We start from the raw sequence: 24,343 nt of genomic DNA, 5'->3' as shown, positions 1-24,343 counted from the left end.
GTCACTTCCTCGGGTCGAAGGCATCGCGGGCGGATTCGCCGATGAACACCAGCAGGCTCAGCATCAGCGCCAGCACGGCGAAGGCGCTGATGCCCAGCCATGGGGCCTGCAGGTTGGACTTGCCCTGGGCCACCAGCTCGCCCAGCGACGGCGCGCCCGGCGGCAGGCCGAAGCCGAGGAAGTCCAGGGCGGTGAGGGTGCCGATGGCGCCGGTGAGAATGAACGGCATGAAGGTCATGGTCGAGATCATGGCGTTGGGCAGGATGTGCCGGTACATGATCGCGCCGTTGCGCATCCCTAACGCGCGGGCGGCGCGCACGTATTCCAGGTTGCGCCCGCGCAGGAACTCGGCGCGCACCACGTCCACCAGGCTCATCCACGAGAACAGCAGCATGATGCCCAGCAACCACCAGAAGTTGGGCTGCACGAAGCTGGCCAGGATGATCAGCAGGTACAACACCGGCAGGCCTGACCAGACTTCCAGGAAGCGCTGCCCGGCCAGGTCGACCCAGCCGCCATAGAAGCCCTGCAGGGCGCCGGCGATCACGCCGACGATGGAACTGAGCAGGGTCAGCGTCAGGGCGAACAGCACCGAAATGCGGAAGCCGTAGATCACCCGTGCCAGCACGTCGCGGCCCTGGTCGTCGGTGCCCAGCCAGTTGTCCGCCGAAGGCGGGGCCGGGGCGGGTACGCGCAGGTCGTAGTTGATGCTCTGGTAGCTGAACGGGATCGGCGCCCAAAGCACGAAGCTGTCTTTCTTCTCAAGCAGTTCGCGGATGTACGGGCTCTTGTAGTTGGCTTCCAGCGGGAATTCGCCGCCGAAGGTGGTCTCCGGGTAGCGCTTGAAGGCCGGGAAGTACCATGCGCCGTCGTAGCGCACGGCAATCGGCTTGTCGTTGGCAATCAGCTCGGCGCCCAGGCTCAGGCCGAACAGGATCAGGAACAGCCACAGCGACCACCAGCCACGGCGGTTGGCCTTGAAACGCTCGAAGCGCCGGCGGTTGAGGGGGGACAAGGCCATGTCAGTGCTCCCGGCTGGCGAAGTCGATGCGTGGATCGACCAGGGTGTAGGTCAGGTCGCCGATCAGTTTCACCACCAGCCCCAGCAGGGTGAAGATGAACAGGGTGCCGAAGACCACCGGGTAGTCGCGGTTGATGGCCGCCTCGAAACTCATCAGGCCGAGGCCGTCGAGGCTGAAGATCACCTCGATCAGCAAGGAGCCGGTGAAGAAGATGCCGATGAACGCCGAAGGGAAACCGGCAATCACCAGCAGCATGGCGTTGCGGAACACATGGCCGTACAGCACCCGTGGCCGGCTCAGGCCCTTGGCCTTGGCGGTGACCACGTACTGCTTGTTGATCTCGTCGAGGAAGCTGTTCTTGGTCAGCAAGGTCATGGTGGCGAAGTTGCCGATGACCAGCGCGGTGATCGGCAGCACCAGGTGCCAGAAGTAGTCCAGCACCTTGCCGGTGGTGCTCAGTTCGTCGAAATTGTTGGAGGTGAGGCCACGCAGCGGGAACCAGTCGAAGTAGCTGCCGCCGGCGAACAGCACGATCAGCAGGATGGCGAACAGGAACGCCGGGATGGCGTAGCCGACGATGATCGCCGAGCTGGTCCACACGTCGAAATGGCTGCCGTGGCGCACGGCCTTGGCGATGCCCAGCGGGATCGACACCAGGTACATGATCAAGGTGCTCCACAGCCCCAGCGAAATCGACACCGGCATCTTCTCGATGATCAGGTCGATGACCTTGGCATCGCGGAAGAAGCTGTCGCCGAAGTCCAGCCGGGCGTAGTTCTTGATCATGATCCACAGGCGCTCGGGCGGCGACTTGTCGAAGCCGTACATGCGTTCGATCTCGGCGATCAGCGCCGGGTCCAGGCCCTGGGCGCCACGGTAGTTGGAGCCGGCAACGGACACTTCGGCACCGCCGCCGGCAATGCGGCTGGTGGCGCCTTCGAAGCCTTCGAGCTTGGCGATCATCTGCTCGACCGGGCCGCCGGGGGCGGCCTGGACGATGATGAAGTTGATGATCAGGATGCCGAACAGGGTCGGGATGATCAGCAGCAGGCGGCGCAGGATGTAGGCCAGCATCTTAGTTGGCCTCGTCTGCAGGGGCTTCGCTGACGGCCGGGGTTACCCCGGGCTTGATCCACCAGGTGTCGATGCCGATGTCGTACCTGGGCGAGACGTCCGGGTGGCCTATGTGGTTCCAGTAGGCCACGCGCCAGGTCTTGATGTGCCAGTTGGGGATCACGTAATAGCCCCACAGCAGCACCCTGTCGAGGGCGCGGCAGTGGTCGATCAGGCTTTGCCGCGAGTCGGCGTTGATCAGTTGGTCCACCAGCTGGTCGATGGCCGGGTCGCGCAGGCCGATGAAGTTGCGGCTGCCTGGGTTATCGGCAGCGGCACTGGACCAGAATTCGCGTTGCTCGTTGCCTGGCGAGTTGGACTGCGGGTAGCCGCCGACGATCATGTCGTAGTCGCGCGAGCGCAGGCGGGTGATGTATTGCGACACGTCGACCCGGCGGATGTTCAGCTCGATGCCCAGATCGGCGAGGTTGCGCTTGAATGGCAGCAGAATGCGTTCGAATTCGGTCTGCGCGAGCAGGAATTCGATGCTCACCGGCTTGCCCTGGGCGTCGACCATCTTGTCGTCGACGATTTTCCAGCCGGCTTCCTGCAGCAGCTTGTAGGCCTGGCGCTGTTGCTCGCGGATCATGCCGCTGCCGTCGCTGACCGGGTTGTGGAAGGCTTCGCTGAACACCTGGTCGGGGATTTTGCCGCGCAGCGGTTCGAGAATCTTCAGCTCGCCAGGGCCGGGCAGGCCGCGAGCGGCCATTTCCGAGTTGTCGAAGTAGCTGCCGGTACGGGTGTAGGCGCCGTTGAACAGCTGCTTGTTGGTCCATTCGTAGTCCAGCAGCAGGCTAAGTGCCTGACGCACGCGCACATCCTGGAATACCGGGCGGCGGATGTTGAAGATGAAGCCCTGCATGCCGGTGGGGTTGCCGTTGGGCAGCTCTTCCTTGATCAGCCGGCCGTCGCGCACGGCGGGCACGTTGTAGGCGGTGGCCCAGTTTTTTGCGCTGACTTCCAGGCCATAGTCGAAGGCCCCGGCCTTGAGGGCCTCGAGGGCGACGGTGGTGTCACGGTAGGAGTCGAACGTCATGACGTCGAAGTTGTAGAAGCCGCGGTTGATCGGCAGGTCCTTGGCCCAGTAGTCCTTGACCCGTTCGTAGCGCACCGAGCGCCCGGCCTTGACTTCGGCGACCTTGTACGGGCCGCTGCCCAGCGGGATTTCCAGGTTGCCGCGGTTGAAATCGCGGTTTTCGTACCAGTGCCTGGGCAGTACCGGCAACTGGCCGAGAATCAGCGGTAGCTCGCGGTTGTTCTTGTGCTTGAACTTGAACAGCACCTTCAGCGGGTCTTCGGCGACCACTTCGGCGACGTCGGCATAATACTGGCGGTACAGCGGCGCACCGTCCTTGATCAGGGCATTGAAGGTGAACACCACGTCGTCGGCACGCATCGGGTGGCCGTCATGGAAGCGGGCTTCCGGGCGCAAGTAGAAGCGTACCCAGCTATTGTCGGGTGCTTTCTCGATCTTGCCGGCAACCAGGCCGTATTCGGTGAATGGCTCGTCCTGGCTCTGACGCATCAGGGTGTCGTAGATGATGCCGATGTTCTCGGCCGGCACGCCCTTGTTGATGAACGGGTTGAGGCTGTCGAAGCCGCCGAAGCTGGACTGGCGGAAGGTGCCGCCCTTGGGCGCATCAGGGTTGACGTAGTCGAAGTGCTTGAAGTCGGCCGGGTACTTGGGCGGCTCGTCGTACAGGGTGAGCGCGTGTTGCGGTGCGGCCAGGGCGGGAAGGCTCAGGCAGGCGAGCAACAGGCTGCCTGCCAGCCGGCGCAGTCGGTGCGTTGGCGTCATTGGGCTTTCTCCGAAGTCTTGATCCACCAGCTGTTCAGCCCGAGGGTGTAGGGCGGCGTGGTGACGAAGGCGAACCGGTTGCGGTAGGCCAGGCGATGATTGTCGAGGTACCAGTTGGGAATCATGTAGTACTGCCATGAGAGCACGCGGTCCAGGGCGCGGGCGGCGGCGACCTGGTCATCGCGGGTGCGGGCGGCGAGCAGGGTGTCGAGCAGATGGTCGACCACCGGGTCCTTCACCCCAGCATAGTTCTTGCTGCCCTTGGTCGCGGCCTGGCTGGAATGGAAATACAGCCACTGTTCGAGGCCCGGGCTCAGGGTCTGGTTCAGGGTCATCAGAATCATGTCGAAATCGAACTGGTCCAGGCGCTGTTTGTACTGGGCGCGGTCCACGGTGCGCAAGCGTGCATCGATGCCGATGCTGGCCAGATTTTCGACATAAGGTTGCAGGATGCGTTCAAGGTTGGGGTTTACCAGCAGCAGCTCCATGTGCAGCTGCTGGCCCTTGCTGTCGACCAGGCGCTGGCCGTTCAGCTTCCAGCCGGCCTCGGCGAGCAGGCCGAGGGCCTGGCGCAGAGTCTGACGGCTGATGCCACGGCCATCGGTCTGGCTGACCGTGTAGGGCTCGCTGAACAGTCTGGCTGGCAACTGGTCACGGAACGGCGCCAGCAGCAGCCACTCCTTGCCGGTGGGCAGGCCGGTGGCGGCGAATTCGCTGTTGGGGTAGTAGCTGGTCGAGCGGCGGTAGGCGCCGCTGAACAGCGCGCGGTTGGTCCACTCGAAGTCGAGCATCAGCCCCAGCGCCTGGCGTACCCGTGGGTCGCTGAAGGTGGCCCGGCGGCTGTTCATGAACAGGCCCTGGGTTTGCGTGGGGATGCGGTGCGGGATCTGTACCTTGATTACCTCGCCGCGGCGCACGGCCGGGAAGTTGTAACCGTTGGCCCAGTTCTTCGCCTGGTGCTCTATGTAGATGTCGAACTCACCGGCCTTGAACGCTTCGAAGGCCACCGTGGCGTCGCGGTAGAACTCATATTCCACGCGGTTGAAGTTGTACTTGCCACGGTTCACTGCCAGATCCTTGCCCCAGTAGTTCTTCACCCGTTCGAACACCAGCCGGCGCCCAGGCTGGACCTGGGTGATGCGGTAGGGGCCGCTGCCCAGCGGGGGTTCGAAGGTGGTGGCCTTGAAGTCGCGCTTTTGCCAGTAGTGCTTGGGCAGCACCGGCATTTCGCCCAGGCGCAGGATCAGCAACGGGTTGCCGGCGCGCTTGAACACGAAGCGGATGCGCAGCGGGCCAAGGATGTCCACCCGCTGCACTTCCTGCAGGTTGGTGCGGTAGATCGGGTGGCCATCCTTGAGCAGCGTGCGGTAGGAGAAGGCCACGTCTGCCGAGGTGATCGGCTTGCCGTCATGCCAGTGGGCTTCCGGGCGCAGGTTGAACACCACCCAGCTGCGGTCCTCGCTGTACTCCACCGAGCGGGCGATCAGGCCGTAGCTGGAGGTCGGTTCGTCGCCGGACGGGTCGTACTGGCCGGTGCCGACCATCAGCGGCTCGTTCAGCTCGCTGATGCCGTATTGCTGGAAATTGGGCGTGGTGATCGGGCTCGACCCCTTGAAGGTATAAGGGTTGAGGGTGTCGAAGGTACCGAAAGCCATGGCCCGCAAGGTGCCGCCCTTGGGCGCTTGCGGGTTGACCCAGTCGAAATGGGTGAATGTGGCTGGGTACTTGAGCGTGCCGAACTGCGCGTATCCGTGGCTTTCGCTCACCATCGCGGCTGCGGGAAAGCTCAAGGCCAGGCTGAGTGACAGCAGGAGGGGACGTATCAAGTCGGCATCCGATCCAGAGGCGTTGGGCTTTGATCGGGGTACAGTAACAGCTTGGTGGGGTTGGAAAAAGAGCGGTTTTGAAGGTGGGGCGAGTGGTTCAGCCAGTTGCCGGTCGCTGCGGGTGACGCGGTACCTGTGGGAGCGGCCTTGCATCGCGAAAGGGCTGCAAGCAGCCCTGGCAGTTTACGCGGCGAAGCTGAAATCCTGGGGTCGCTTCGCGCCCCTTTCGCGACACAAGGCCGCTCCCACAGGGCCGCGCAAAGGCCCCGGGCTTCGTATCAATGCGAGAGGTAGACGGTGAGGGTCTGGCCTGGCTTCAGGGCATGGCCGCTGCGTGGGTTCCAGCGCTTGAGGTGTTTCATTTCCACGTTGAAGCGCTTGGCCACCAGGTACAGCGAATCGCCTTTGCGTACCTTGTACTGCGTGGAGCGCTGCCCGGAGGCGGCTACTCGATTGCCGGCAGCGCTCGGGGCGTCGCCACCACGCAGGGCCAGGACCTGGCCTGCGCGCACGCTGTTGCCGGAGAGGCGGTTCCAGCGCTTGATGTCCTTGACCGAAACGCGGTTGGCCTTGGCGATGCTGCCCAGGTTGTCGCCGCGCTTGACCCGGTAGCTGCGCGCCGCCACCGGTGCCTTGGCTTCGGCCACGGCGCGGGCGAACACGGCCTTGTTCGGCTGCAGGCTGACCAGTTGCTCGGGCTTGAGGTTGGACAGGCTGTCGCTCAGCAGCTGCGCCTTGGCGGTCGGTACCAGCAGCTGTTGCGGGCCGTCCACGGTCATGCGCTTCTTGAATGCCGGGTTGAGCTGGATCAGCTCGTCTTCGTCGATGTTGGCGAAGGCCGCTACCCGCGACAGGTCGAGGCGGTCGTTGATGGCCACCGCCTCGAAGTAGGGTTCGTTGGCGATCGGGTTCAGGTTCACGCCATAGGCTTCCGGCGTGAGTACCACTTGCGACAGGGCCAGCAGCTTGGGCACGTAGTCACGGGTTTCCTGCGGTAGCGGCAGGTTCCAGTAATCGGTGGGCAGGCCGAGCCGTTCGTTGCGCTCGATGGCGCGGCTGACGGTGCCTTCGCCGGCATTGTAGGCAGCCAGGGCCAGCAGCCAGTCGCCGTTGAACATGTCGTGCAGGCGGCTGAGGTAGTCCAGTGCGGCGTTGGTCGAGGCGGTCACGTCGCGACGGCCATCGTAGAAGTTGGTCTGGCGCAGGTTGAAGTGGCGGCCGGTGGACGGAATGAACTGCCACATGCCCGCGGCATGCGCGCGCGAGTAGGCCATCGGGTTGTAGGCACTTTCGATGGCTGGCAGCAGCGCCAGCTCCAGCGGCATGTCGCGCTCTTCGAGGCGTTCGACGATGTAGTGCAGGTAGAGGCTGCCACGCTCGCCGGCACTTTCGATGTAGCTTGGGTTGCTGGCGAACCACAGGCGTTGCTGCTCGATGCGCGGGTTGACGTCGATGTTGTCCTGCAGGGCAAAGCCCTGGCGCATGCGTTCCCATACGTCCTGTGGTGCCTGCTCGGCCGGCTTGGCCAGCAGTGGCGAAGGCTTGTGCTTGATCCGCGCCTGGTAGTTGTGCGCGCGAACGCTATCGGATTCGTCGAGCTGACGGGTGCTCTGGCAGCCCACCAGGGTGGCGGCCAGGGCCAGCGCACTGATTTGGGCCAGGCGCGTCAGGGCGACGGAATGAGAGGTTCTGCGGCTACGGGAAGACATCGGCTGACACAGGTTTCCGGGCGAAAAATTTCGGCGATTCTAGAAACCGCTCCGGGCCTGGTCAACCTTTGACCATCGCTTGCGATATATCTTGAGGTTATCAGAAGGTGTCCTTCCAAGACCTCAAGGCAGCAAAAACAGCGACATGCGTGGGGTTTGAATGCCCCTTCCATTCGTCTGCTTTTTGTTTAACTAATGTTTCAGAGGTGCGCAGGAAGGGGTTGGTCAGGCGTTCCAGGCCAATCGTTGATGGTAAGGTGATGCGATTGTCGGCGCGCAAACGGGTAACGTCTTCGAACCGCTGCTGAACATGCGGGTTTCCGGGCTCCACCGCCTTGGCGAAACGCAGGTTGCTCAAGGTGTATTCGTGGGCGCAATACACCTCGGTCTGCTCTGGCAGGGCCGCCAGGCGGGCGAGGGCGGGCTGCATCTGTTCAGGGGTGCCCTCGAACATGCGCCCGCAACCGGCGGCGAACAGGGTATCGCCGCAGAACAGCAGTGGCGTTGCCGGCTGGTCGCTGAACAAGGCGATATGCCCCAGGGTATGGCCGGGCACGGCCAGCACCTGGAAAGTCACGCCCAGCACCGTCACCTGGTCGCCTTCGTCCAGCGCCAGGTCACGGCAGGGGATGCGCTCGTGGGCCGGGCCGCAGACCCGCGCGCCGGTCAGTTGCCGGAGCCGTTCCACCCCGCCGACGTGGTCGTTGTGGTGGTGGGTGACCAGGATGTCGCTCAGTACCCACTCGGGGTTGGCTGACAGCCAGCGTTCCACCGGGCCGGCGTCACCCGGATCGACCACCGCGCAGCGGCGTTTGGCAGTATCCTGTAACAACCAGATGTAGTTGTCGGAGAAAGCGGGGAGAGCATCGATCTGTATCATGGTGCGGATCCGATTCGCCTAGCGTGGCACATGAGGGCATCTTAGCCGCGATGGCGCGGTGCGAGAACCTTCGAGGGAGAGCGCAATGACCGACCAAGCCTTTGCCCAGGCCGACCCGGACTGGGTCGAGCTGATCAGCCTGGCCCGTGAGTGGTTCAATGGCCCACTCGGCCAACTGATGCTCAAGGAGGAGGAAAAACTGCTGGAAGAAGAGCTCGGGCGCTTCTTCGGCGGTTACCTTGTGCACTACGGGCCCTGTGCCGAGCCGCCGCCCAGCGCGCCCCAGGTGCAGCGCAACGTGCGCCTCGGTGCGCCGCTGCCGGGGGTGGAGATTGTCTGCGAGGAGCAGGCCTGGCCGCTGAGCGAGCATGCCGCCGACGTGGTGGTGCTCCAGCATGGCCTGGATTTCTGCCTGTCGCCCCATGGCCTGCTGCGCGAGGCGGCCAGCGCCGTGCGCCCTGGCGGGCACCTGCTGATCGTCGGGATCAACCCGTGGAGCAGTTGGGGCATGCGCCATTTCTTCAGCCACGACGCCCTGCGCAAGGCCCGTTGCATCTCGCCGTCGCGGGTGGGCGACTGGCTCAACCTGCTGGGCTTCGCGCTGGAGAAACGCCGCTTCGGGTGCTATCGTCCGCCGCTTGCCTCCCCGGCCTGGCAGCAACGCCTGGCGGGCTGGGAGCGGTTGGCCGGCGGCTGGCAGAGTTCCGGCGGCGGGGTATACCTGCTGGTGGCGCGCAAGATGGTGGTGGGCCTGCGGCCGTTGCGCCCGGAGCGTCGCGAGCCGATGGGCAAGTTGCTGCCGCTGCCACTGGCCAAGGTCAACCGCACGGCGGTCAACCCGGATACCGAAAAGCACTGAACATGAGTGGTACATGAGCGAAAGCGTCGAGATGTTTACCGATGGTGCCTGCAAGGGCAACCCTGGCCCAGGCGGCTGGGGCGTCCTTATGATCTACAAGGGCGTCGAGAAGGAACTGTGGGGCGGCGAACGCGAAACCACCAACAACCGCATGGAACTGATGGCTGCGATCCAGGGGCTGATGGCGCTGAAGCGCGAATGCGAGGTGGTGCTGACTACCGACTCGCAGTATGTGATGAAAGGCATCAACGAATGGATGGTCAACTGGAAGAAGCGTGGTTGGAAAACCGCGGCCAAGGAACCGGTGAAGAACGCCGACCTTTGGCAGCAGCTGGACGAGCAGGTCAACCGCCACAAGGTGACCTGGAAGTGGGTGCGTGGCCATATCGGCCACCCCGGCAACGAACGCGCCGACCAGCTGGCCAACCGTGGGGTCGATGAGGTGCGCGCGCAGCGTTGAGCTGGGGTACAATTCCGGCCTTTGTAACTGATGCAAGTTGGAGCGCCCCGCGTGGAGCAGCAGCAAGATAAGCGGTTCGTCATTCTCGATACCGAAACCACGGGTATGCCGGTCAGCGAAGGCCACCGGATCATCGAGATCGGCTGTGTCGAGGTCATCGGCCGGCGCCTGACCGGGCGGCACTTCCACGTATACCTGCAGCCGGACCGCGAGAGTGACGAGGGCGCCATCAACGTCCACGGCATCACCGATGCCTTCCTGGTCGGCAAGCCACGCTTTGGCGATGTCGCCGAGGAGTTCTTCGAGTTCATCCAGGGCGCCACCCTGGTCATCCACAACGCGACGTTCGACGTTGGCTTCATCAACAACGAATTTGCCTTGCTGGGCCAGCAGGACCGCGCGGACATTTCGCAGCACTGCACCATCCTCGACACCCTGCTGCTGGCGCGCTCGCGCCACCCGGGGCAGCGCAACAGCCTGGACGCGCTGTGCAAACGCTACGACATCGACAACTCGGGTCGTGAACTGCACGGCGCATTGCTCGACTCGGAATTGCTGGCTGACGTCTACCTGGCGATGACCGGTGGCCAGACCAGCCTGTCGCTGGCCGGGCACGGGGCCGAAGCCGAGAGTGAAGGGTCGGGTGCTGGTGGCAGCGAGATTCGCCGTATTACCGGGCGGGCGCCCGGGCGGGTGATCATGGCCAGTGCCGAGGAGCTGGAAGCGCATGCCGAGCGCCTGGCGGCCATTGCCAAGTCGGCGGGCGGGCCGTCCATGTGGCAGGCTCTGACCGAGACACCTGCTGGCTGATCTTTCGCCTGTACCGGCTTCTTCGCGGTCGCGCCCGCTCCCACAGGAATTCGACTGGCCTTGAATGCAATGCGGTACCTGTGGGAGCGGGTTCACCCGCGAAGAGGCCAGCACAGGCAATACAAGGCTCAACTACCCTGAAATGGACGACATGTCCTTCGGAGGTAGCCACCTGATGTACAAGGACCTCAAGTTCCCCATCCTCATCGTCCATCGGGCCATCAAGGCCGACAGCGTCGCTGGCGAGCGCGTGCGGGGCATCGCCGAGGAACTGCGCCAGGACGGCTTTGCCATCCTCGCCGCCGCCGACCATGCCGAGGCCTGCCTGGTCGCCGCCACCCACCATGGCCTGGCCTGCATGCTGATTGCCGCCGAGGGCGTCGGCGAGAATACCCACCTGCTGCAGAACATGGCCGAGCTGATCCGCCTGGCTCGCCTGCGCGCCCCCAACCTGCCGATTTTCGCCTTGGGCGAACAGGTGACCCTGGAAAACGCCCCCGCCGAAGCCATGAGCGAGCTCAACCAGCTGCGCGGCATTCTCTACCTGTTCGAAGACACCGTGCCGTTTCTCGCCCGCCAGGTGGCGCGTGCCGCACACGCTTACCTCGACGGCCTGCTGCCACCGTTCTTCAAGGCCCTGGTGCAGCACACCGCGCAGTCCAACTATTCCTGGCACACTCCGGGCCACGGCGGTGGTGTGGCCTACCGCAAAAGCCCGGTGGGCCAGGCCTTTCACCAGTTCTTCGGGGAAAACACCCTGCGCTCGGACCTGTCCGTTTCCGTGCCGGAACTGGGCTCGCTGCTCGATCACACCGGCCCCTTGGCCGAAGCCGAGGCCAGGGCCGCGCGCAACTTCGGTGCCGACCACACCTTCTTCGTCATCAATGGCACCTCCACGGCCAACAAGATCGTCTGGCACGCCATGGTCGGCCGCGACGACCTGGTGCTGGTGGACCGCAACTGCCACAAATCGGTGGTGCACGCGATCATCATGACCGGTGCCATTCCGCTTTACCTGTGCCCCGAGCGCAACGAGCTGGGCATCATCGGCCCTATCCCGCTCAGCGAGTTCAGCCCCGAGGCGATCCAGGCGAAGATCCAGGCCAACCCCCTTGCCCGTGATCGCGGGCAGCGTATCAAGCTGGCGGTGGTGACCAACTCCACCTACGACGGCCTGTGCTACCACGCCGGGCTGATCAAGCAGACCCTGGGCGCGAGTGTCGAGGTGCTGCACTTCGACGAGGCCTGGTTCGCCTATGCGGCGTTCCACGAGTTCTTCACCGGGCGCTATGCCATGGGCACGGTCTGTGCGGCAGACAGCCCGCTGGTGTTCAGCACTCACTCCACCCACAAGCTACTGGCTGCGTTCAGCCAGGCCTCGATGATTCATGTACAGGACGGGGCCAGGCGCCAGCTGGACCGTGACCGCTTCAACGAAGCGTTCATGATGCACATCTCGACATCGCCGCAGTACAGCATCCTCGCCTCGCTGGACGCGGCCTCGGCCATGATGGAAGGGCCGGCCGGGCGTTCGCTGCTGCAAGAAATGTTCGACGAGGCGCTGAGCTTTCGCCGTGCCTTGGCCAACCTGCGCGAGCACATAGCCGCCGACGACTGGTGGTTCAGCATCTGGCAGCCGCCGAACGCCGAGGGCATCGACCGCCTGGCCGCGCAGGACTGGCTGCTGCAGCCGGGGGCGGAGTGGCATGGCTTTGGCGAGGTGGCAGACGACTATGTGTTGCTCGACCCGCTGAAGGTGACCTTGGTAATGCCGGGCCTGAGCGCGGGCGGTGCGCTGGGCGAGCATGGCATCCCGGCGGCGGTGGTCAGCAAGTTCCTCTGGGAGCGGGGGCTGGTGGTGGAGAAAACCGGCCTGTACAGCTTCCTGGTGCTGTTCTCCATGGGTATCACCAAGGGCAAGTGGAGTACCTTGCTTACCGAGTTGCTGGAGTTCAAGCGCCACTATGACGGCAATACTGCCCTGAGCAACTGCCTGCCGAGCGTGGTGGCTGCCGATGCCTCACGCTACCAGGGCATGGGCCTGCGCGACCTGTGCGACCAGTTGCATGGCTGCTACCGCGCCAATGCCACGGCCAAGCAGCTGAAGCGGCTGTTCACGCGCTTGCCGGAGGTGGCCGTGAGCCCGGCACGTGCCTATGACCAGATGGTGCGCGGTGAGGTGGAGGCGGTGCCGATCGAGGCGTTGTCGGGACGGGTGGCGGCGGTGATGCTGGTACCGTACCCGCCGGGTATTCCGTTGATCATGCCGGGGGAGCGGTTCACCGAGGCGACCCGCTCGATACTCGATTACCTGGCATTCGCCCGGGCGTTCAACCAGGGCTTCCCTGGGTTTGTCGCCGACGTGCATGGCCTGCAGAACGAAAGTGGCCGCTACACGGTGGACTGCATCAAGGAATGCGAATGATCTCGACGCCGCTGCGCGCCAGTTCGAAGCGGTTTTCACCCAGGTGGTTGACCTTGTCGCCGATGGCCAGGCGATAGGTGGTGATGGGAACGCCCAGCGTGCTGCCGTCGGATTGCAGGGTCGACTCCTGGAACTCGTGCACGGGGTAGATGCGGCCTTCGGCGTCACGGGCATGGAACTGGCCGACCATTACTGCTGCCATTTGGTTGGAAACCTCTGAATTACGTGGGAAATGTCTGCAGGCATAGACCGTGGAACAGCGTCGGAAGTTTTCGCCCTGCGGAAAAAAAACCAAAGCGACGAGGAACGGTCATCTATAACTACAACGTCCCTTTAGCCAGCAGAGGTTGGAAATTGCCATGAGCCAGGTGTATTCGGTAGCGGTGGTCGTCGGTAGCTTGCGCAAGGACTCCTACAACCGCAAGGTCGCCCGCGCACTATCGGAGCTGGCGCCGTCCAGCCTTGCCCTGAAAATCGTCGAGATAGGCGATTTGCCGTTGTACAACGAGGATGTCGAGGCCGAAGCGCCGGACGCGTGGAAGCGTTTTCGCGAAGAGATCCGCCGCAGTGATGCGGTGCTGTTCGTCACCCCGGAGTACAATCGCTCGGTGCCTGGCGGCCTGAAGAATGCCATTGATGTGGGCTCGCGGCCTTACGGGCAAAGCGCCTGGAGTGGCAAGCCGGCGGCGGTGGTCAGTGTGTCGCCGGGGGCCATTGGTGGCTTTGGCGCCAACCATGCCGTGCGCCAGTCGCTGGTGTTTCTGGACATGCCGTGCATGCAGATGCCAGAGGCCTACATTGGCGGCGCGGCGAGCCTGTTCGAGGATTCGGGCAAGCTCAACGACAAGGCCCGGCCGTTCTTGCAGGCGTTCATTGACAAGTTCGCTTCCTGGGTGAAGTTGAACAGGGCGGTTTGAGGCCTGTTCGTTCAGGCGCCGGTCATCGAAGGGGCTGCGCAGCAGCCCCCAGCGGACTAGCGGAAGCTGTAGGAAACCCCGGCATACACGGCAAAGCCTTCGCCCGGCGTCGAGCGGGCGTTGTCTTTGCCGGCATCGTTGTAGCCAGGTGTCACCGTTGCCGCATAACGCTTGTTGGTCAGGTTGCGCAGGTCCAGCCAGGTCTGCCAGTCCTGCTTCGGTGAATCCCAGCCCAGGCGGGCGCCGAGCAAGGCATATTCATCGGCATGGTAACTGTTGGCGTAGTCAACCTGCACCTTCGACGCCATCTGCGTATTCACCCCCGCGTAGAACCCGTTTGGCCAGTCGTAGCGCAACTCGGCCTGATAGTAGTGCATGGGGATACCGGGCAGGCGATTGTCGCCAAACGTGTCGTCGTCGCGATAGTGGAAGTCACTGAAGGTATAAGCCTGACGCAGGCTCAGCTTGCCAGTGCCGGTGCGCTCCCACAGGGTGCTGTCGAGGCCGGCTTCCACACCCTGGTGCACGGTGGCGCTGGCGTTGAATTCCTTGGCCGGAGCGCCTTGCACGATTTCCACCGCCAGCAATTCATGGCGAACCTGCGAGTAGTACCACGCCAGGTTCCAATGCCCCAATGCCGATTCGCCGCGTGTGCCCAATTCCAGTGTGGTGGCCGTCTGGTTTTGCATTTCGATCGGTTGGTTGGGTGTTGGCGAACTCCAGATCAGGGACCACGGATGTGGAGGTTCGACCGAGCGACTCAGGTTGCCGTACACCTGCAGGTCCGGGCTGATGTCATAGCGCAGCCCAAGGCGTGGCGCGTAGTCCCAGTCATGCATGCTCACCTTGCCGCCCTCGGCAGGGTAAGTGACATCACTTTCACGGCGGGTGTAGATCATCGCCAGGCCTGTGGTCAGCCACAGGTCGGGTACCAGTTCCAGGTCATTGCCCACATGCAGCACCGTGTCCGAGCCCTGGTAGGTGAAGTCACGGGTGCGCTCACCGAACACGTCGCCATTGCGGGTGAACTGCGATGCACCGCTGTTGGGCAGGTGCTTGGTGGTGCGCCAGCCGATGGTGGTCTTGCTCTCGTGGCCGAACAAGGTGTCGCGACGGAAGTAGTTCAAGGTGCCGCTGACATCGGTGTAGGCCACCTTCAGGCGCATCGGGCCTTCGCGCAGGTCCATCGGGTAGTCGTGGTAGACCAGGCCGGCTTCCAGGCGCGCATCGTCGTCGAGGTAGAAGGTGGTCTTGTTGCCTGCCCAGGTACTGCCCGGTTGCGGCCGGCTGTCGTCGCGGGCCAGGTAGGCCGGGTTGGCCGCGCGTGGGTGGTGCTTGATCTGCTCCTTGGTCAGGCGCCCGGCCAGCTGGTTCTCGGTTTCCCGGTAGCGCAGGTAGAAGCGGGTTTCCAGGTTCGGGTTGAAGCGGTAGCCGACATTGGCGGCAACGCCCTTGGCACTGCCGCTGCTGTGCGCCTGGTAGCCGTCATATTCCGAATCGGTCAGGGCCACGTAGTAGTCAAGGTTGCCCAGCACCTGCCCCGAGCTGATGTGCCGGTGCTGGTAGCCGCGGCTGCCGACTTCGTAGCGCACCTGCAGCGGGGCGGCGTCGTAGCCTGTGTGGGTGACGTAGTTGATCGCACCACCGAGGGCGAGGGCGCCCTGGTCGAAGCCATTGGCGCCGCGCAGCACTTCGGCACGGCTCAGCCACAGCGGCTCGAACAGTTCGTAGGGCGTACCGCCCGGGCCGGTCAGGGGCAGGCCGTCGAACATCGTGTACACCCCGGAACCATGGGCCCCCGGTGCGCGGTTGATGCCCGAACCGCGGATCGACAGCTTGATGCCATCGTTGCCCGCCGACTGGGCGAACACCCCGGGCTGGTAGGCCAGTACGTCCTGGTTGCTGGCCACCCGGCCTTGCCCCACGCGCTGCATGTCCACCAGGTTGCTGGCACCCGGCACTTCGCGCAGGCGTTCGCTGGCTGCGCTCAGGTCGTTCTGCTCCTCATCGGTGATCAGCACCTGGCCCAACTCGACCGCAGGTGCCGCCAGGGCGGGCTGGGTGGCCGCAAAAGCAGCCAGCAGGCCGAGGCAGGGTGGTAGGGGCAAAACGCAACGCATTGTACGACTCCAGGCGAAAGGCGAATGGACAACGGCGTTGAGACGAGCGAAATGCCGCTTGGAGCACGAAGAAAGTCGGCAAATCTCGTGCAACCTTCGTCAGACGGTTCTGTACGAAAGTTCTTTACAAGCCGCAGCGGTGGAGTAGGGCGGCCCGCGCTTCGTAAGGTGACTGCAGATCGGCAGCGATGCCTCGCTCAATCACCCGTGGAGTTCAAACATGACTGACAACGCACGACACTCGCAGCAACCCCTGGCGGACGCCCCGGTTCGCCTGACGCCACGTGAACGGCAAGTGCTGTTGTGGTGTGCCTACGGCAAGAGCTCGTGGGAGATTGGCCAGATCCTGGCATGCAAGGAATCGACGGTGAATTTCCATGTGTCGAACATCCTGCGCAAGTTCGATGTGCCCACCCGGGTGGCAGCGGTGATCAAGGCCATTCGCTACGGCATGCTAGCCGAGCAGTGAGGGGGGAGCATGGACAACGATCCTCGGTTACCGCGCTTTGCCGATTGCCATGATCCGTTCTGGCCACGGCTGGACCTGGGCAGGCTGCGTGAGCGGCTGAACCTGCGGCGGCCTGTCAGTGAGGCCGCGCTGGAAGTGGCCGCACGCTGCGCCGCCATCGATGCAGCCCGCGAATTCGCGCGCTGGCGCGCGGTGTTGCGAGAACGGGGCTACAAGCGCCTCGAGGATGTGGCCGGGCATGACCAGGGGCGTGCATTGCGGGTGTGCTACATCCGCTTTGTCGAAGCCGCTGTCCTGTATAACCTCGGCTCGACCGCCTACCTGCCCATTGCGCGCCGGAGGGCTGCCCATGGCTGAGGAATCTGTACTCGACAGTTTGACCTCGGCGCTGGTGGTGTTGCTGGGCGTGGATGGCAATGTATTGTTCGCCGCGTTTCTGGGGGCTTTGCTGGTGAGTGCGGCGCGCGATCGGTTGATCACCAACACGGCCAGGCGCCTCACGCTGGGCAAGAAACTGTTGCTGGTGTTCGTGACCGTGGGGGTGGGCCACCTGTTCGAGCCGCTGGTGTCGTCGCTGGCGCCGTTGCTGACCCGTGGCATGGCGGCGTTCGTGGCTGCCGTGGTGGTGATCCCCATCAGCCTCAAGGTGATGGTCTGGCTGGATACGCTCGACCCGCGCGAACTCATCCAGCGCTGGCGCCGCCGGGGCTAGCCGCTGGTGGCGTTGGGCAAGCGACTGGTCAGTGCGCTCAATTGCCGTTCCAGCTGCTGGATGCGTTGTTTGTCCTGAACCAGCAGGAGAACGGCTTGGCGATCGGCAAGCGACAAGGTGCGCAGGCGCGCGAGCATGTCGCATTCCCAGCCTTCTTCGTCCTGGTATGTGCGAGGTCGCTCGGGTTCGCCCAGCAGAAGCCAGTCCAGTGAGCATGCATATTGCCTGGCGACATCTATGCAAAGCGAATACGGAATGCTGTCGCGCACCTTCCAGCTGCTCAACGTTTGCGGGCTGATCGACAGTGCTCTGGACAGCTCGGCATCAGATTCCGTAGCGGTCAGAAGCTTCAGTCTGGCCAAAACCGAAGCAAGTACATTGGTACTCATAACAAATATCCATGACTGGTTTAATGATATTCCATGGGCTTAAACTACTCGTTATGAATACAGCCCTGCGTTTTAAGGAGCATTTCTGCAATGAGAAGCATCAAACTGAAGAATACACCTACATATGCAGCTAATACTGACAAAACTGGACGACCATTCCCACAGAAGGTATGCCTGAACAATGCTTGCAGGTACTTGCCGTGAGTACATACAAGCTGGTTTGCCCGCATTGCCACAGCCGGATGCGTATACGCACCAGTGAAGGGCGTCATATTTTCCTGCGGATCGCTTATTTGCAATGCACCACCGAAGCGTGTGGCTGGTCAGTGCGCGCCGAATTTGAAATGACCCATGAACTCTCGCCCAGCGGCATGCCCAACCCGGAAGTGTACCTGCCTTCGGCCAATGGTGATTTGCGCAAGGCAGCGTTGCCGGGTGCCGGCCAGGACAAGCCCGGTGAATGAGCCTTCGTGCTCACGGACAATAAGTGTGCAGATAAAAAAACACCCCGCATGAGCGGGGTGTCTTGTTTTGCCGGGGCAATCAGCCGATCAGTTGCAGGCCCGCTTGCTGGACCATTTCCAGCAGCGGTTGCGGGTACACACCCAGCACGAAGGCGAGAATGGCGATAGCCAGCAGCATGACACCGCCGGTGCGCTGCTCCCACTTCAGCGGGGCGTCGTGGCGACGCAGGTTCGGCTCGACCAGGTACAGGGTGACCATGACGCGCAGGTAGTAGTAAACGCCGATGGCGCTACCGATCACCAGGGCACCGACCAGCCACCACAGGTGCGACTCCACGCCAGTGGCAATGATGTAGAACTTGCCGATGAAGCCGGCGGTCAGCGGGATACCCGCCAGCGACAGCATCATCACGGTCAGTACCGCAGTCAGGTACGGACGGCGCCAGAACAGGCCGCGGTACTCGTACAGCGCATCGGCGTCACGGCCGCCGTAAGGCGAGGACATCAGGGTGATGACGCCGAAGGCGCCCAGGCTGGTGATCACGTAGGTGACCAGGTACACGCCCATGGCTTCCAGGGCCAGGCCCTTGCTGGCGACCAGGGCGATGACCAGGTAGCCGAAGTGGGCGATGGACGAGTAACCGAGCAGGCGCTTGAGGTTGCTCTGGGTCAGTGCCAGCAGGTTACCGATCAGGATCGAGGCCACGGCAATCACCGCCAGTACGGTGCTCAGCACGCCGCTGCTGGCAGCAGGGGAGAGCATGAACAGGCGCACGACCACGGCGAACACCGCGACCTTGCTGGCAGTGGCCAGGAAGGCGGCGACCGGTGCCGGGGCGCCTTCATACACGTCCGGGGTCCACAGGTGGAACGGTACCAGCGACAGCTTGAAGGCCAGGCCGACCAGCATCATGCCCAGGCCCAGCTGGGCCACCAGGCTTGGCATGCTGGTGGCGGCCAGGGCCTTGCCGATCTGGTCGAAGCTCAGGCTGCCAGCGTCGGCGTACAGCAGGGCCATGCCGAACAACAGGAAGGCCGAGCCTGCGGCCGACAGCACCATGTACTTGATGCCGGCTTCCAGCGAGCGCTTGTTGAAGAAGGCATACGCTACCAGGCCGTAGACCGGTACCGACAGCAGCTCCAGGCCGATGAACAGGCCGGCCAGGTGGTTGGCGCTGACCAGCACCAGGCCACCGAGGGCCGACATCAACAGCAGCAGGTACAGTTCTTCACGGTTGCCCGGGAAGCCCTTGGAGCCTTCGCCGAGGTAGGCGTGGGCGAGGGTGACGCAGGCCAGCGTCGCCACCAGGATGATGGCCATGTACAGGCAGGCGAACTTGTCGATGGTGATCAGCGGGGTGACCGCCAGCGGCGCAACCTTCAGCGCCGGCAGGATCGACAGCAGGGCCAGGTTGAGGCCCACGGTGGACAGCAGGAAGGTCTGCGAGTGGTTGCGCTTCCAGGCGATCGCCAGCATCACCACCACCGTGGTGATGGTGGTGATCAGCATCGGCGCCAATGCGATGAAGTGTTGAGTGGTGAATTCCATAGCGCTCTTACCGGGCCGAAGCGAGTTGAGTGAAAGCGGAACCGAGCCACTGCTGCACACCACTCATGGTGGCGGCAGAGGTGTCGAGGAACGGCTGCGGATACACGCCCAGCAGGATCAGCAGTACCGCCAGACCCAGGACCATGATCAGCTCGCGACCGTCCATGCCGGCCAGCACGGAGTCGGTCTTGGCCGGGCCGAAGTAGGCGCGGTGGATCATGATCAGCGAGTACACCGAACCGAACACCAGGCCAGTGGTGGCGATCACGGTGATCCACGGCACGCTGGCGAAGCTGCCGATCAGGATCAGGAACTCGCCGACGAAGTTGCCGGTACCGGGCAGGCCCAGGGAGGCGGCGGCGAAGAACAGGCTGATGGCCGGCAGGTAGGCGATGCGGTGCCACAGGCCACCCATCTGGCGCATGTCACGGGTGTGCAGGCGCTCGTACAGCTGGCCGGCCAGGATGAACAGCGCGGCAGCCGACAGGCCGTGGGCCAGCATCTGGATCACCGCGCCTTGCAGGGCCTGCTGGCTGCCGGAGTAGATACCGATCAGCACGAAGCCCATGTGCGAGACGCTGGAGAAGGCGACCAGGCGCTTGATGTCGGTTTGCGCGAAGGCCAGGAAGGCACCGTAGAAGATACCGATCAGGCCCAGGGTCATGGCGATTGGTGCAAACTCGGCCGAGGCATTCGGGAACAGCGGCAGGGCAAAGCGCAGCAGGCCATAGGCCGCAGTCTTCAGCAAGATACCGGCCAGGTCCACGGAACCTGCGGTCGGTGCCTGGGCGTGGGCGTCAGGCAGCCAGGAGTGGAACGGCACTACCGGCAGCTTCACCGCGAAGGCGATGAAGAAGCCCAGCATCAGCAGGTACTCGGTACCGGCTGGCAGTTCGGCCTTGAGCAGATCGCTGTAGTTGAAGGTGATCACGCCGGTGTTGGTGTAGTTGACCAGCACCAGGCCGAGGATCGCCACCAGCATGATCAGGCCGCTGGCCTGGGTGAAGATGAAGAACTTGGTAGCGGCGTAGATCCGGGTCTTCTTGCCGTCCGCGGAGCTGTGACCCCAGAGCGCGATGAGGAAATACATCGGCACCAGCATCATTTCCCAGAAGAAGAAGAACAGGAACAGGTCCAGGGCCAGGAACACACCGACCACGCCGCCGAGGATCCACATCAGGTTGAGGTGGAAGAAGCCGACGTGGCGCTGGATCTCTTTCCAGGAGCACAGTACCGACAGCACACCGAGCAGGCCGGTGAGCAGGATCATCAGCAGCGACAGGCCGTCGAGGGCCAGGTGGATGCTGATGCCGAAGCGCTGGATCCACTGGACTTTGTATTCCAGGGCCCAGGCAGGCTCGGCGCCCGGAGCGGGGGCCAGGGTGTAGTCGCCGTTACCCCACAGCCACAGGCCGATGCCGAGCAGCAGGGACATGGTCAGCAGCGCGATCCAGCGCGGCAGGGTGGCGCCGAAGCGCTCACCCAGCCAGCACAGGAAGCCGCCGATGAAGGGGATCAGGATCAGCCAAGGCAAAATCATGACGGGTTCGTTTCCTTTTGCAGGGTCGCAAGGTTCGCAAAGTTCATGGTCATACCGCGGCCACTACCACAGCGCCGAGTACCAGCACTGCGCCAACGGCGATCGAAGCGGTGTACCAGCGCAGCTGGCCGGTCTCGGTCTTGCTCATGGCGACGTGGCCGCCGCGAGCCAGGCGAGGGATCAGGCCGATGCTGCGGTCAACCGGATCCTTGCGCAGGATGTGGCTGATCAGCAGGTAAGGTTTGACGAACAGCTTGTCGTAGATCCAGTCGAAGCCCCAGGCAGCGAACCACCAGGCCGACAGGACACGACCGATACCGCTGTTGGCGACGGCGCTGACGAAACGGCGCTTGCCCAGGAACAGCAGGGCCGACAGCAGGATACCGGCGATGGCGATGGCGCCCGAAGTGAGCTCCAGCGCGTGCTTGGCTTCGCCACCGGCGTGGCCGGCGCTTTCAGGCAGTACACCGGCCAGCGGCGGGGTGATCCAGGCGCCGACGAAGGTCGACAGCACGATCAGCACGCCCAGCGGCAGCCAGTGGCTGATGCCGTGGCCAGCGTGGGCTTCGGTCTTGGCTTCGCCGTGGAAGGCGATGAAGATCAGGCGGAAGGTGTACAGCGAGGTCATGAATGCACCGACCAGGCCGGCGTACAGCAGGCCGGTGTTGCCGCTGGCGAAGGCTTCCCAGAGGATCTCGTCCTTGGAGTAGAAGCCCACGGTCACGATCGGCAGGGCAGCCAGGGCAGCACCACCGACCACGAAGCTGGCGTAGGCCAGCGGCAGTTTCTTCCACAGGCCACCCATCTTGAAGATGTCCTGCTCGTGGTGGCAGGCAACGATTACCGCACCGGAGGCAAGGAACAGCAGGGCCTTGAAGAAGGCGTGGGTCATCAGGTGGAAGATCGCCGCGTCCCAGGCGCCAACGCCCAGGGCCAGGAACATGTAGCCGATCTGGCTCATGGTCGAGTAGGCGAGGATACGCTTGATGTCGGTCTGCACCAGCGCGGCGAAGCCGGCCAGTACCAGGGTCACGCCACCAACCACGCCTACCAGGTGCAGGATGTCCGGTGCCAGCAGGAACAGGCCGTTGGTACGGGCGATCAGGTACACGCCCGCGGTCACCATGGTTGCCGCGTGGATCAGCGCGGAGACCGGAGTCGGGCCGGCCATCGCGTCGGCCAGCCAGGTCTGCAGTGGCAGCTGGGCCGATTTACCGACCGCACCACCCAGCAGCATCAGCGTAGCCAGCACCATCCAGGTGTCGCCAGCCTGGAACTTCTGCGGTGCCAGCACCAGCAGTTCCTGCACGTTCAGGGTACCCAGCTGGACGAACAGGATGAACAGGCCGATGGCCATGAACACGTCGCCGATACGAGTGACGATGAACGCCTTGAGTGCCGCGTTACCGTTGTTGCGGTTGCTGTAGTAGAAACCGATCAACAGGTACGAGCACAGGCCCACGCCTTCCCAGCCGAAGTAGATGAACAGCAGGTTGTCGCCCAGCACCAGGAACAGCATGCTGGCGATGAACAGGTTGGTGTACGCGAAGAAGCGCGAGTAGCCCGCTTCGCCACGCATGTACCAGGACGCGAACAGGTGGATCAGGAAGCCGACACCGGTGACCACGCCGAGCATGGTGACCGACAGGCCGTCCAGGTACAGGGTGAAGTTCGGCGCGAAGCCGTCCACCGACATCCACTGCCACAGCAGCTGGCTGTACGCGCCGCCTTCAGGCGGGGCGACGTTGAATTGCCAGATGACGTAGGCGGCGGTGGCGGCCGAAAGGCCTACCGAGCCGACGCCGATCAGGGCCGACAGGTTCTCCGAGAACCGCCCGCGCGAGAACGACAGCAGCAGGAAGCCGACGAGGGGGAAGACGAAAGTCAGGAAGAGAAGGTTCATCCGCGCATCTCACTGGCAGCATCGATGTCGAGAGTGTGGAAGCGGCGATACAGCTGCAGCAGGATGGCCAGGCCAATACTGGCCTCGGCGGCTGCCAGGCTGATCACCAGAATGAACATCACCTGGCCGTCGGGCTGGACCCAACGGGCACCGGCGACGACGAACGCCAGGGCAGAGGCGTTCATCATGACTTCCAGGCTCATGAGCACGAAGAGGATGTTGCGGCGGACCATCAGGCCAACCAGACCTAAGCAGAACAGGATGCCGGCGACCGCCAGACCATGCTCGAGAGGGATAGCACCCATGATTTACTCCTTCGCCTCGTTGCGGCCCAGGTGGAAGGCGGTGACGGCCGCGGCCAGCAGCAGCATCGACGCCAGTTCGACCACCAGCAGGTACGGGCCGAACAGGCTGATGCCGACTGCTTTCGGGCCCACGGTGGTACCGCTGATGGCGGCGCCGCTCGGGGCGACGAACAGCACGTACAGCAGCTCCAGCAGCAGCAGGGCGGCGAGGATCACAGGCCCGGCCCAGATACCGGGCTTGAGCCAGCCCCGTTCCTGGGCGACCGATGCCGGCCCGAGGTTGAGCATCATCACCACGAACACGAACAGCACCATGATGGCGCCGGCGTAGGCGATCACTTCCAGGGCGCCGGCGAACGGCGCACCCAGGGCGAAGAAGATCATGGCCACGGAAATCAGCGAAATGATCAGGTAAAGCAAGGCGTGCACGGGGTTGGTGCCGGTCACCACCCGAAGGGTGGAGACCACGGCGATCCCGGATGCGAAGTAGAAAGCGAATTCCATCTTTCTGTCCTTATGGGAGCAAGCTCTTCACGTTGATCGGCTCGGCTTCGTTCTGTGCAGAGCCCTTCGGCTTGCCAGCGATCGCCATACCGGCAACACGGTAGAAGTTGTAGTCAGGGTTCTTGCCGGGGCCGGAGATCAGCAGATCTTCTTTCTCGTAAACCAGGTCCTGACGCTTGAACTCGGCCATTTCGAAATCCGGAGTCAGCTGGATCGCGGTGGTCGGGCACGCTTCTTCACACAGGCCGCAGAAGATGCAGCGCGAGAAGTTGATGCGGAAGAACTCCGGGTACCAGCGGCCGTCCTCGGTCTCGGCCTTCTGCAGCGAGATGCAGCCGACCGGGCAGGCCACCGCGCAGAGGTTGCACGCTACGCAGCGCTCCTCGCCATCGGGGTCGCGGGTGAGGACGATGCGGCCGCGGTAGCGCGGCGGCAGGTACACGGGCTCTTCGGGGTACTGCAGGGTGTCGCGCTTGCGGAACCCGTGGGAGAACACCATTGCCAGGCTGCGCAGCTGGGTGCCGGTGCCCTTAACGATGTCGCCGATATACTTGAACATGGGTCAAATC

General features: G+C 63.6%; 24 protein-coding genes. 9 read left to right on the top strand and 15 right to left on the bottom strand.

All coding sequences use genetic code 11. The annotated features are described in order from the left end of the window. Position 1: 1 nt before the first annotated feature. The 6 genes from MKK04_RS18170 to gloB form a co-directional block, all read right to left on the bottom strand. Positions 2–1,021: an ABC transporter permease gene (locus tag MKK04_RS18170; RefSeq protein WP_063912689.1), complete on the bottom strand. Its 1,020-nt coding sequence runs from the start codon at positions 1,019–1,021 to the stop codon at positions 2–4. 1 nt (position 1,022) lies between these two features. Continuing rightward, positions 1,023–2,096: a microcin C ABC transporter permease YejB gene (locus tag MKK04_RS18165; RefSeq protein ID WP_009686399.1), complete on the bottom strand. Its 1,074-nt coding sequence runs from the start codon at positions 2,094–2,096 to the stop codon at positions 1,023–1,025. A gap of 1 nt (position 2,097) precedes the next feature. Further along, entirely contained in the window at positions 2,098–3,933 is a 1,836-nt protein-coding gene (locus MKK04_RS18160; RefSeq protein ID WP_241105857.1) for an extracellular solute-binding protein, read from the bottom strand. Next, positions 3,930–5,759, bottom strand: a complete 1,830-nt coding sequence (locus tag MKK04_RS18155; RefSeq protein WP_233686949.1) for an extracellular solute-binding protein — start codon at positions 5,757–5,759, stop codon at positions 3,930–3,932. Before MKK04_RS18155 ends, MKK04_RS18160 begins: the two co-directional genes overlap by 4 nt. 278 nt (positions 5,760–6,037) lie before the next feature. Continuing rightward, entirely contained in the window at positions 6,038–7,468 is a 1,431-nt protein-coding gene (locus MKK04_RS18150; protein WP_207830999.1) for a lytic transglycosylase domain-containing protein, read from the bottom strand. 100 nt (positions 7,469–7,568) lie between these two features. Next, positions 7,569–8,348 (bottom strand): hydroxyacylglutathione hydrolase, encoded by a 780-nt coding sequence (gene gloB / locus MKK04_RS18145; protein ID WP_233686948.1) that lies wholly within the window; start codon positions 8,346–8,348, stop codon positions 7,569–7,571. A gap of 85 nt (positions 8,349–8,433) precedes the next feature. Between gloB and MKK04_RS18140 the strand changes: the two genes are divergently transcribed. The 4 genes from MKK04_RS18140 to MKK04_RS18125 all read left to right on the top strand — a co-directional run bounded on the left by MKK04_RS18140 (position 8,434) and on the right by MKK04_RS18125 (position 12,902). Then, positions 8,434–9,207, top strand: coding sequence for a class I SAM-dependent methyltransferase (locus tag MKK04_RS18140; protein ID WP_207831006.1), 774 nt, complete (start codon positions 8,434–8,436; stop codon positions 9,205–9,207). Between the two features lie 13 nt (positions 9,208–9,220). Further along, positions 9,221–9,667, top strand: a complete 447-nt coding sequence (gene rnhA / locus MKK04_RS18135) for a ribonuclease HI (protein WP_016711609.1) — start codon at positions 9,221–9,223, stop codon at positions 9,665–9,667. Between the two features lie 51 nt (positions 9,668–9,718). After that, on the top strand, positions 9,719–10,477 hold the full coding sequence (dnaQ, locus tag MKK04_RS18130) for a DNA polymerase III subunit epsilon (protein WP_063912683.1): 759 nt from the start codon (positions 9,719–9,721) through the stop codon (positions 10,475–10,477). 175 nt (positions 10,478–10,652) lie between these two features. Then, positions 10,653–12,902, top strand: a complete 2,250-nt coding sequence (locus MKK04_RS18125; RefSeq protein ID WP_233693794.1) for an Orn/Lys/Arg decarboxylase N-terminal domain-containing protein — start codon at positions 10,653–10,655, stop codon at positions 12,900–12,902. Here MKK04_RS18125 and MKK04_RS18120 read toward each other — a convergent pair. After that, positions 12,886–13,104 (bottom strand): hypothetical protein, encoded by a 219-nt coding sequence (locus MKK04_RS18120; RefSeq protein WP_207831012.1) that lies wholly within the window; start codon positions 13,102–13,104, stop codon positions 12,886–12,888. The genes MKK04_RS18125 and MKK04_RS18120 overlap by 17 nt on opposite strands. Positions 13,105–13,261: 157 nt before the next feature. Here MKK04_RS18120 and MKK04_RS18115 point away from each other — a divergent pair, with 157 nt between their 5' ends. Beyond that, the gene (locus MKK04_RS18115) at positions 13,262–13,819 is read left to right on the top strand and encodes an NADPH-dependent FMN reductase (protein WP_207831015.1); all 558 of its coding nucleotides are present in this window, start codon (positions 13,262–13,264) and stop codon (positions 13,817–13,819) included. 56 nt (positions 13,820–13,875) lie between these two features. On the opposite strand, the gene MKK04_RS18110 is transcribed toward MKK04_RS18115, so the two are convergent. Beyond that, on the bottom strand, positions 13,876–15,939 hold the full coding sequence (locus MKK04_RS18110; RefSeq protein WP_241105856.1) for a TonB-dependent receptor family protein: 2,064 nt from the start codon (positions 15,937–15,939) through the stop codon (positions 13,876–13,878). A 220-nt stretch (positions 15,940–16,159) separates the two neighbouring features. Between MKK04_RS18110 and MKK04_RS18105 the strand changes: the two genes are divergently transcribed. The 3 genes from MKK04_RS18105 to MKK04_RS18095 are packed head-to-tail and all read left to right on the top strand — an operon-like array spanning position 16,160 to position 17,120. Continuing rightward, positions 16,160–16,408 carry a response regulator transcription factor gene (locus MKK04_RS18105; protein ID WP_063912679.1) on the top strand — a complete coding sequence of 83 codons (249 nt, stop codon included), beginning with the start codon at positions 16,160–16,162 and terminating at the stop codon, positions 16,406–16,408. 9 nt (positions 16,409–16,417) lie between these two features. Next, a complete protein-coding gene (locus MKK04_RS18100; RefSeq protein ID WP_207831019.1) occupies positions 16,418–16,765 on the top strand; it encodes a head completion/stabilization protein in 348 nt (115 codons plus the stop codon). Then, the gene (locus MKK04_RS18095) at positions 16,758–17,120 is read left to right on the top strand and encodes a hypothetical protein (RefSeq protein ID WP_207831020.1); all 363 of its coding nucleotides are present in this window, start codon (positions 16,758–16,760) and stop codon (positions 17,118–17,120) included. The genes MKK04_RS18100 and MKK04_RS18095 overlap by 8 nt, the downstream gene beginning before the upstream one ends. Here the strand turns inward: MKK04_RS18095 and MKK04_RS18090 are convergent. After that, positions 17,117–17,509, bottom strand: a complete 393-nt coding sequence (locus MKK04_RS18090; protein ID WP_207831022.1) for a helix-turn-helix domain-containing protein — start codon at positions 17,507–17,509, stop codon at positions 17,117–17,119. The two genes, MKK04_RS18095 and MKK04_RS18090, sit on opposite strands and share 4 nt — an antisense overlap. Before the next feature lie 200 nt (positions 17,510–17,709). Here MKK04_RS18090 and MKK04_RS18085 point away from each other — a divergent pair, with 200 nt between their 5' ends. Next, positions 17,710–17,973: an ogr/Delta-like zinc finger family protein gene (locus MKK04_RS18085; protein ID WP_207831280.1), complete on the top strand. Its 264-nt coding sequence runs from the start codon at positions 17,710–17,712 to the stop codon at positions 17,971–17,973. A gap of 79 nt (positions 17,974–18,052) precedes the next feature. On the opposite strand, the gene nuoN is transcribed toward MKK04_RS18085, so the two are convergent. Genes nuoN through nuoI form a run of 6 tightly spaced genes read right to left on the bottom strand, consistent with a single transcriptional unit; the run spans position 18,053 to position 24,333 of the window. Further along, complete coding sequence (nuoN, locus tag MKK04_RS18080; protein WP_025339926.1) at positions 18,053–19,522, bottom strand: NADH-quinone oxidoreductase subunit NuoN; 1,470 nt, start codon at positions 19,520–19,522, stop codon at positions 18,053–18,055. A gap of 7 nt (positions 19,523–19,529) precedes the next feature. Beyond that, complete coding sequence (gene nuoM, locus MKK04_RS18075) at positions 19,530–21,062, bottom strand: NADH-quinone oxidoreductase subunit M (RefSeq protein ID WP_207831024.1); 1,533 nt, start codon at positions 21,060–21,062, stop codon at positions 19,530–19,532. Between the two features lie 49 nt (positions 21,063–21,111). Continuing rightward, complete coding sequence (gene nuoL, locus MKK04_RS18070; RefSeq protein ID WP_025339925.1) at positions 21,112–22,965, bottom strand: NADH-quinone oxidoreductase subunit L; 1,854 nt, start codon at positions 22,963–22,965, stop codon at positions 21,112–21,114. Beyond that, positions 22,962–23,270, bottom strand: coding sequence for an NADH-quinone oxidoreductase subunit NuoK (gene nuoK / locus MKK04_RS18065; protein ID WP_003251446.1), 309 nt, complete (start codon positions 23,268–23,270; stop codon positions 22,962–22,964). Before nuoK ends, nuoL begins: the two co-directional genes overlap by 4 nt. Positions 23,271–23,273: 3 nt before the next feature. Then, positions 23,274–23,774 (bottom strand): NADH-quinone oxidoreductase subunit J, encoded by a 501-nt coding sequence (gene nuoJ / locus MKK04_RS18060; protein ID WP_063912672.1) that lies wholly within the window; start codon positions 23,772–23,774, stop codon positions 23,274–23,276. A 10-nt stretch (positions 23,775–23,784) separates the two neighbouring features. Beyond that, positions 23,785–24,333, bottom strand: coding sequence for an NADH-quinone oxidoreductase subunit NuoI (gene nuoI, locus MKK04_RS18055; protein WP_003251442.1), 549 nt, complete (start codon positions 24,331–24,333; stop codon positions 23,785–23,787). Between the last annotated feature and the right edge of the window lie 10 nt (positions 24,334–24,343).

The organism is Pseudomonas sp. LS.1a, from assembly GCF_022533585.1.
Taxonomy (GTDB): domain Bacteria; phylum Pseudomonadota; class Gammaproteobacteria; order Pseudomonadales; family Pseudomonadaceae; genus Aquipseudomonas.
Note: the sequence above shows the minus strand (reverse complement) of the source record. Positions and strands in the feature narration are given on the sequence as shown.

Bases quoted from the DNA above. Each gene is read 5' to 3' on its own strand.
- gloB (WP_233686948.1), bottom strand. From the start codon at position 8,348: ATGATACAGATCGATGCTCTCCCCGCTTTCTCCGACAACTACATCTGG.
- MKK04_RS18090 (WP_207831022.1), bottom strand. From the start codon at position 17,509: ATGAGTACCAATGTACTTGCTTCGGTTTTGGCCAGACTGAAGCTTCTG.
- MKK04_RS18120 (WP_207831012.1), bottom strand. From the start codon at position 13,104: ATGGCAGCAGTAATGGTCGGCCAGTTCCATGCCCGTGACGCCGAAGGC.
- nuoL (WP_025339925.1), bottom strand. From the start codon at position 22,965: ATGAACCTTCTCTTCCTGACTTTCGTCTTCCCCCTCGTCGGCTTCCTG.
- MKK04_RS18140 (WP_207831006.1), top strand. From the start codon at position 8,434: ATGACCGACCAAGCCTTTGCCCAGGCCGACCCGGACTGGGTCGAGCTG.
- MKK04_RS18165 (WP_009686399.1), bottom strand. From the start codon at position 2,096: ATGCTGGCCTACATCCTGCGCCGCCTGCTGCTGATCATCCCGACCCTG.
- MKK04_RS18110 (WP_241105856.1), bottom strand. From the start codon at position 15,939: ATGCGTTGCGTTTTGCCCCTACCACCCTGCCTCGGCCTGCTGGCTGCT.
- MKK04_RS18160 (WP_241105857.1), bottom strand. From the start codon at position 3,933: ATGACGCCAACGCACCGACTGCGCCGGCTGGCAGGCAGCCTGTTGCTC.
- nuoM (WP_207831024.1), bottom strand. From the start codon at position 21,062: ATGATTTTGCCTTGGCTGATCCTGATCCCCTTCATCGGCGGCTTCCTG.
- MKK04_RS18105 (WP_063912679.1), top strand. From the start codon at position 16,160: ATGACTGACAACGCACGACACTCGCAGCAACCCCTGGCGGACGCCCCG.
- nuoN (WP_025339926.1), bottom strand. From the start codon at position 19,522: ATGGAATTCACCACTCAACACTTCATCGCATTGGCGCCGATGCTGATC.
- MKK04_RS18100 (WP_207831019.1), top strand. From the start codon at position 16,418: ATGGACAACGATCCTCGGTTACCGCGCTTTGCCGATTGCCATGATCCG.
- MKK04_RS18095 (WP_207831020.1), top strand. From the start codon at position 16,758: ATGGCTGAGGAATCTGTACTCGACAGTTTGACCTCGGCGCTGGTGGTG.
- rnhA (WP_016711609.1), top strand. From the start codon at position 9,221: ATGAGCGAAAGCGTCGAGATGTTTACCGATGGTGCCTGCAAGGGCAAC.
- nuoK (WP_003251446.1), bottom strand. From the start codon at position 23,270: ATGGGTGCTATCCCTCTCGAGCATGGTCTGGCGGTCGCCGGCATCCTG.
- nuoI (WP_003251442.1), bottom strand. From the start codon at position 24,333: ATGTTCAAGTATATCGGCGACATCGTTAAGGGCACCGGCACCCAGCTG.
- MKK04_RS18150 (WP_207830999.1), bottom strand. From the start codon at position 7,468: ATGTCTTCCCGTAGCCGCAGAACCTCTCATTCCGTCGCCCTGACGCGC.
- MKK04_RS18170 (WP_063912689.1), bottom strand. From the start codon at position 1,021: ATGGCCTTGTCCCCCCTCAACCGCCGGCGCTTCGAGCGTTTCAAGGCC.
- MKK04_RS18115 (WP_207831015.1), top strand. From the start codon at position 13,262: ATGAGCCAGGTGTATTCGGTAGCGGTGGTCGTCGGTAGCTTGCGCAAG.
- nuoJ (WP_063912672.1), bottom strand. From the start codon at position 23,774: ATGGAATTCGCTTTCTACTTCGCATCCGGGATCGCCGTGGTCTCCACC.
- MKK04_RS18125 (WP_233693794.1), top strand. From the start codon at position 10,653: ATGTACAAGGACCTCAAGTTCCCCATCCTCATCGTCCATCGGGCCATC.